This window comes from Candidatus Aquicultor sp. (assembly GCF_054640775.1).
The window spans coordinates 1-7,043 of the sequence record NZ_JBTSLF010000135.1; the positions used below are offsets into that span (position 1 = coordinate 1).

The 7,043-nt window shown below is 49.7% G+C and carries 7 protein-coding genes; 2 read left to right on the plus strand and 5 right to left on the minus strand.

Annotated features, from left to right (window positions below):
• Positions 1-965, minus strand: a 965-nt coding sequence (locus ACYC56_RS10695; protein ID WP_461374166.1) for a DUF5667 domain-containing protein, incomplete at its 3' end; no start/stop codon positions are given.
• Positions 937-1,515: a sigma-70 family RNA polymerase sigma factor gene (locus ACYC56_RS10700; protein ID WP_461374167.1), complete on the minus strand. Its 579-nt coding sequence runs from the start codon at positions 1,513-1,515 to the stop codon at positions 937-939. The genes ACYC56_RS10700 and ACYC56_RS10695, both read right to left, overlap by 29 nt.
• Positions 1,516-1,820: 305 nt before the next feature.
• On the opposite strand from ACYC56_RS10700, the gene ACYC56_RS10705 reads away from it, so the two are divergent.
• Positions 1,821-2,621: a hypothetical protein gene (locus ACYC56_RS10705; protein ID WP_461374168.1), complete on the plus strand. Its 801-nt coding sequence runs from the start codon at positions 1,821-1,823 to the stop codon at positions 2,619-2,621.
• 130 nt (positions 2,622-2,751) lie between these two features.
• On the opposite strand, the gene ACYC56_RS10710 is transcribed toward ACYC56_RS10705, so the two are convergent.
• The 3 genes from ACYC56_RS10710 to ACYC56_RS10720 form a co-directional block, all read right to left on the minus strand.
• Positions 2,752-3,231 (minus strand): ATP-binding protein, encoded by a 480-nt coding sequence (locus ACYC56_RS10710; RefSeq protein WP_461374169.1) that lies wholly within the window; start codon positions 3,229-3,231, stop codon positions 2,752-2,754.
• A 266-nt stretch (positions 3,232-3,497) separates the two neighbouring features.
• Complete coding sequence (trpE, locus tag ACYC56_RS10715; RefSeq protein ID WP_461374170.1) at positions 3,498-4,994, minus strand: anthranilate synthase component I; 1,497 nt, start codon at positions 4,992-4,994, stop codon at positions 3,498-3,500.
• Between the two features lie 526 nt (positions 4,995-5,520).
• Positions 5,521-6,066 carry a DJ-1/PfpI family protein gene (locus tag ACYC56_RS10720; RefSeq protein ID WP_461374171.1) on the minus strand — a complete coding sequence of 182 codons (546 nt, stop codon included), beginning with the start codon at positions 6,064-6,066 and terminating at the stop codon, positions 5,521-5,523.
• A gap of 405 nt (positions 6,067-6,471) precedes the next feature.
• Between ACYC56_RS10720 and ACYC56_RS10725 the strand changes: the two genes are divergently transcribed.
• On the plus strand, positions 6,472-7,043 hold a 572-nt coding region (locus tag ACYC56_RS10725), incomplete at its 3' end, for a helix-turn-helix transcriptional regulator (RefSeq protein WP_461374172.1).

The following is a 7,043-nucleotide window of genomic DNA, read 5'->3' on the forward strand; positions in this document are numbered from 1 at the left end:
GTTCCGCTGGCCGCATTTGTGGTTTCGACGCTACCCGGGCACTTCTCGTTGATCTTTATGTTAATGGTTCGATTTTTATCTTTACTATCCTGTGAGCGCTGCTTTGACGAACTTCCACTTGTAGTCGTAGACGTAGAATGCTTGCTCGCGGAACTGCGGTATCCTGAATCGCCGTTTGACCCATTCCCGGTCTTTGAATCACCGGACCTGGTATCGTTCTCTTTAAGCGAAGCCCCGCCCAATTTTGAAGGTCTTGTAAGAGCGCGCTGGATTGCCGGCCTCGCGCTTGGCGGTACCTTATCCAATGTACGTTCAAGGACTTCCCGGTTCTTCTTGACAAGGCTGCTGACTGCAACTGAATACTCTTTATCGGTCTCATCGGTCGATGTCTTTTCAGCCAGCCCTATATTTGTCGCTACGGCCCTCACCAGCTCCGAGTAGTGCGGATCTCCGCTTTTGAGTCTTTTCAGCTCGCTCATTCTCTCATCGGCGGCATTTAGATACAGCTTTGCTTTCGAGGTATCGTCCATGGTCAGCCCGATCCTGGCATGTTCCATTGCGAGTTTCAGCGGGTAAAAAGGGCTTCCGGGCAAGCTCTCTTTGGCCATCGCCAAAGTACTCCCCATCAGCGCTAAACAGATAACTGTGATGATGCTCAAGCGGCGGCCTAGCGCCAGCACACGCGGCCTTCTTAAAGCCGGGGCCGTTTTCAGCGCCTCTCGCTCTACGCCTGTTTCCCAACGCTTTTGCTCGACAGCCGCCAAAAGCGCTTCGCGCGCCTGCCGCTTTTTGGCTGAATCCGGGGCAACGGTGCCCGTCTCGAGCAACCTGCTGGCGGCGACCAGCATGGGCTCGAGTTCGGCGCGCACGTCTTCATGCAGACGAAGACATCCCTCGACTGTTGTTTGCTTGCGCTGTATGGCGTCTATGCAATCATTAAAGATATCTGTTATTGTGGGCTTCATCGTATATCTCTCCCAGAACCTTTCCTAAGGTCCCAATCGCGCGGTGCTGTAACGCTTTAACAGCACCCACATTTTTATTAACCGCCTGGGCAACCTCATCGTTCGTCATCCCCAGGATAAACCGCATGATAACGACCTGCTGTTGCTCGTCGGTAAGCGTCTTTAAAGCTTTGACGACCTCGGTGCGGTTGAATTCCCTTATCGCCGACTGTTCGGGGCCATACCCATTATCCCGCAACGTGTCCGCTTCCTTGGCGATATCAACCAACTCGTACTTGTTTGACCGGTAGTGATCGATGATGAGATTTGAAGCTATCCTGAATAGCCAGGCCGAAAAAGGGGCCCCTCTCCATTCAAACGCAGAGATGTTCTCGAGCGCCTTTAAAAAGACCTGACCGGCGATGTCTTCGGCTTCAACGCGGTTACCTACTTTGTAGTAGATATATCCGAAAATCTTATCAAAGTACATGTCATAAAGCTGACCGAAAGCTTCGACATCATAGTTCTTCGCCTTATCTACTAATCTTTTTACTTCAAAACTATCATCCATAGGCCTAATGCTTTCACCTATACCAACGGATAGACAACCCGTTGGTAACGCAAATTCTCAAAATATTAGAAATATTTTCAAGAAATGTTTTCATCAATGTATCGGAATATCCCCTATTGTACTAGGAATCGGTTAAATGGTGAAATCCTGAAGCTACCCGTAACCAAATCGCATGGACTACGTTTAAGTAGTTGGAAGCTATGAATACAAGCGCTTGTAGAATTAATCCATGGAACTAAATCTAAACCGTTCATAGCAAGCGGTTAGTACCGGAAAAGTACTAAAAGATTATTTAGGAGGAAAAGATGTTGAACAAACTTCTGGCGTTGCTGGTAATAGCGATGCTAATAGTGCCCGCCACGGCACTAGCGAAAGGAAGACCTGACATCGCCGCTTCTGCATCCAAATCGCAGTCCGTCGCTACTGAGGACTCCAGCGATGACGCGGATGCAATGCAAAATAACGACCGTGACGAGAATTACTCTTCTACGGGCAACAAGCATGGGAAAAGCGCATCTATAAAGGCCGAGGGCGCCATCGAAGATGACCAGGCAAACGTGAAAAGAGAGAAGCTCAATAAGGACGAGAAAGAAGCCTTAAAAGATGCTAGAAAAGCCGAGAAAGAGTCTTTGAAGGCGCAAAAGGAAAGCATGAGAGAACAGCGTGCCGATGGCGACATCGACAGCGAGGACGAAAGCGGGACCGTCAAAGCTAAGCACAAGAACAAGCTCTGGGCAATGGACGGCTCCGAGACCGCAGGTAACCTGGCTTCTGCTGAGGACAGCTCGACTGGCACAGCACGCGGCAAAGGCATAGCGAACGCGATGTCGAAGATTATCCGTAACATCGAGCGGATGGGCGATGACGTATCAAACTCGTTGAAGAGCGTTGTTAATAAATTCGCCTCGTGGCTCGGCCTCTCCCTGCCCTTCCCGGATGCAGGTACTTCTGGCGATATGCAGGCAGGTACAGAGGACACTGCGACCGCAGGCGGCACCGACACGACATGTACCGCCGGGCCGGGGAGTGGAATCACGACAGACACAACCGGCAGCATCGGCTCTGGAGAAACATCGATTACCACAAGTACTGTTATCTCAAATTAAGCTGCATAGCTGATCGATTGAGGTGGTTGACCATAAAAGCCCGCTCTTTAGCGGGCTTTTCTTTGCTTAAAAAATGCGCCCGAAGGCGCTTATCGTTCTTTATACGTCTATTCATCTCCGCAAGGGGCCTTCACTTAGCCTGCTTGGCCTCATAGGCTTTTTTGATTCGTTTGGTTAGCACAACGCTTGTACCGTCCTTGGCCTCGTCAATGGTCACTCTATCCATTAGTGCAAGCATAAGAGGGATACCGCGTCCGCGGAAATTATTATGGTCCGTGCCGGGATCGGGCATGCGGCGCTTGAATTTTCCCTCATCTTTGACTTTGATAACAAGCGCATAGCCGTCACAGAATACTTGAATCCTCACATGGTTCTCGGTTCCCTCGGGAGAGCCGTGCTCTATCGCGTTTGCAGCGGCCTCGCCTATTGCAACCTGTAGATCGAATATTTGTTTCTCGCTCAGGTTGCAAAGATCACCGATCATCTTGACGTGATTTCTAATGAGGGATAAGTTGACGGATTCGCTCCTGACCTGCAGTTCGTGCTCGCCGGAGTTTAAGGTGCATTCTTTGCACCTTTGTCGAACGTTTTTCAGGTTCCGTTTTGACAACAGACGTCAATCTCCTTCGGCAATGCTATAATCGCAGCAAGCTCATAAGGGTTAATTGTATCTAAAACCAGGCAAACTTTAGAAAGGGTTATCTTTGCTTATGCTCTCGCACTCACCCTGGTAAGCCTTAAGTGTTAGTACATCGCAATAAATTTTACACCAATATACGATAGTATATTATATATATCGTGTCTACTTTGATTTTATAAGCATGTAGAGGGAACGTCAACAACAAGACGGTTGGTTGCATGATTACCGCTCTCGGGCTATGTTTGGGAGCCGGTTTCGATGTCGGCATACCCCGCCTGATCGACAGCTGCAAAAAGCGCCCGCGCCTTGTTCTTTGTCTCTATGAACTCTTTTTCGGGGACCGAGTCGGCGACGATACCGGCCCCGGCCTGAACATAAGCATCGCCATCCTTGATGACTATGGTCCGTATGGTTATACCGCAATCAAGGTTACCGTTGAACCCAAAATAGCCGTAGACTCCGGCGTACGGGCCGCGGATGGTCGGCTCAAGCTCGTCGATGATCTCCATCGCCCGTATCTTCGGTGCGCCCGAGACCGTGCCCGCGGGAAAGGCGGCTCGCAGCGCGTCAAATGCGGTTTTGTCCTCGAGAAGTTTTCCGCTCACCGTCGATACGATATGCATGACATGCGAATATCGCTCTACATACATGAGATCGTCGACTTTTACCGTCCCTGCCTGGCTGACCCTGCCGAGATCGTTCCGCCCGAGATCAACGAGCATAACATGTTCCGCCCGCTCCTTCTCATCCTGCAATAGCTCGAGTTCGAGGGATTGCTCCTCTTCTGCCGTTGCGCCGCGCGGCCTCGTACCTGCAATCGGCCTGGTGATAACGGTCCCGTCCTGCACCTGGATGAGCGGCTCGGGTGAAGCCCCGGCGATGGTGCAATCTTCGAGCTTAAGATAGATCATGTAGGGGGATGGATTGATGGTCCGCAAGACACGGTAAATATCGAACGGCTCGATCGTCAACGGTGTCGCGAAGCGCTGTGACAATACGACCTGAAAGATATCGCCCTCATGAATGTAGCTCTTGGCTTTTTCAACCATTTGGGTGAAGCGCTCTTCTGAAACATTCGATGAAAACTCGCGCGGCTTGAAGCGTGCCATCTCAACGAGCTGCATGTGCTCAAGCGGGCTTCTGAGCTTCTTAATCACAGTATCTATTTTTTTAATCGCGCTGCTGTAAAGCTCGTTTACATCGCCTCCGTTGACCCGCATGTTGGCGATGACTTTTATCTTGTGTTTAATGTGGTCGAACGCGATTACGGTATCGGTAAAAAGAAACGCCATCTCCGGAACCTTAAGATCGTCGACCGCGGTTTTTGGGATTCGCTCGAAATACCTGACGGCGTCATACCCGACGTACCCCACCGCACCGCCAAAGAACGGGGGAAGCCCCTCAAGCACCGCAGGATTGTAGGCTTTCATTTTGTCTTCTACGATTTTTAGCGGGTCCTTAACATCTTCGAGCTGCGCATTCTCTTCTCCCTCAATAGTCACGGTAGTGCCCCGTGCGGTGATGACTAAAAACGGGTCGTACCCGAGAAACGAGTACCTTCCGAGTTGCTCGCCCCCGGTAACGCTCTCGAGCAAAAAGGAGTTCACCTCATCCCCGAGTTTTATAAACGCCGATACAGGCGTATCCATGTCGGCGATGATCTCCCTGTAGACAGGGACTATGTTGTGCTGCTTTGCAAGCTTCTTAAATTCACTTCTCGACGGTGTATACATATGCGTTCCCTCCTGCTTATTGCTTCTTTCAAACGCTTTTCTTATCAACAAACCATGTGCCCTAATTACGGTTGTTAGCGATTGGCGACTACTATAGTTATTGCTTTTTCATGCTTTTAATCGCTAATCGCTAAAAATAAAAAACCCTCAATCCCATATGGGACGAGGGTTATAATCTCGTGGTGCCACCCAACTTCACAGTTGCTATCAGCTCTTTGCTCTAACGCCTTAAAAGAACCCTAGACTGCCGCCTTGTGTTCAAGGTACTCCAAGCTCTTTTAGCTCGTTTATACCTGCCTCGTTATAACGGTTGAGTATCCGGTGGCGCTACTTCGCATCTGTTGTTCGCGCCTACACCTCGGGGGCCCACTCGACTAGTTACCTGGTACCGGCTTTCACCATACCCGGCTCGCTTCTTACCGGTTACTCTAGCCTACTTTCCCCGTCTACGGCTTCTTCTTTGTAATTACCCAGACAATAGCACAGGCTTTTGGTGGGTGTCAATCCAACGTGAGCTATATGTAGATTACGCCGCCTGCTCCATCCGACCCGTTATGTACTCGGACACCATATCGCAAAACGCCTGCAAATCAGCATTCCCAATTGCCGAGAAAATATTCTGACTCACCGCGATCGGCTCAACCGACAGCACGGCGCCAGCGTTCTCAAGCTCATCTTTCAAGAACTCCGGGGCGGCTACGGTGAGCCCGTTTAAAAATCCCATCGAGGCGAGCATTGCGGCTCCCCCGTTTACTGAAACAATCGCAGCCTTCCTATCGAACGCCTCCTGCAGCAGTTGTTGTGCCGCGGGATCGTCCTTGATGGCTCCCGCGGTAATGCCATCAGCAATGACTATTACATCAGGACTGAACAACCCGGCCTGGTCAAACGACATATCACTATGTGTGTTAACAAGCCCGGCGTTATCTTTGACCTCATCATCTGCGTTAAAGCTGGCTACGCGCGTCGAAGCATTAAGATTCCCAAAGCATTCCCATAATGGCTTGAAAGTACCCGCCTCGAAACCGTCAACAGCTAAGAACACCACAGATTTATCCATCATATCGGCCATGTCGATCCCTCCAAATTCTTATGCCGTTTTTATCACTTATACCTTTTTTACCCTTACATGGGCGTTTTACCGCGCACGTAAGACATAAATTCGCTATTTCTGCAAAGGGAATGGTTCTCCTGCATGTAAATCCACCTCTTTGCGGAAACTAAGGTTGTAAAAGCCTAGTATCTTGCCTATAATTTAGTACTATAAAAGCTAGCAATAGCATGGTTGCTTAGACTCGTTGACTTCCGTTTTTTGACTGCCTAGCGCATGAACATTGTCTGGGCGGAAAGGTATCATTAACATACATTGAGAGAACCTTCTAAGAAAAAGGCATTTCTTTTTCTGTTGTTATACCGTTGGCTTACCCTAACCAATGTTGTAATCCTCAGCCTGACTGGGGCGAAGCGTATTGCGCTCTTGCCCTTCGTACTAGTTCTGGTATATGACCTTGCCCTCAGCGGGTTCTCGGGTCAGGTGTATGAAAAAGTCAGAAAAGTGCCCTTATTGCTCTCGATCGACCTGGTTTTTCATGTATTTATCCTTTTCATAAGCGGTGGATGGGCGAGCCCGTTTTTCCTCTGCGGCCTGAGCCCCTTACTTACTTCGGCGCTCCTGTTCAAGTTTAAGGGCGCGATCTATTCGGCAACAGCTTATAGCATGCTCTACCTGCTCGAACTAACGGTCAATGGATTCTCGATCGCGAGCTTCGTTCAAATGAAACAGCTCGATTCTTTTATCTCGGATTTCGTTTCATTCTTCCTGGTGGCGATCTTTTTTGCCTATCCCTCGCATCTTCTCGACCAGCTCGAGGAAAGTAAGCAAGCGGCGGAATTTGCCAAGCAAGACCTTGAGCAGGCATATAAAAGACTCGACCTCGCGTACCAGCTCGTTCCACTTTCGAAACGGGAAATGGATGTGCTGCGTCTTATATCGGAGGGCAAGAGCAATAAGGAAATCGCTGACGACCTATTCCTGTCGGAATCTACCAT

Bases quoted from the DNA above. Each gene is read 5' to 3' on its own strand.
- ACYC56_RS10700 (WP_461374167.1), bottom strand. From the start codon at position 1,515: ATGGATGATAGTTTTGAAGTAAAAAGATTAGTAGATAAGGCGAAGAAC.
- ACYC56_RS10705 (WP_461374168.1), top strand. From the start codon at position 1,821: ATGTTGAACAAACTTCTGGCGTTGCTGGTAATAGCGATGCTAATAGTG.
- trpE (WP_461374170.1), bottom strand. From the start codon at position 4,994: ATGTATACACCGTCGAGAAGTGAATTTAAGAAGCTTGCAAAGCAGCAC.
- ACYC56_RS10720 (WP_461374171.1), bottom strand. From the start codon at position 6,066: ATGGCCGATATGATGGATAAATCTGTGGTGTTCTTAGCTGTTGACGGT.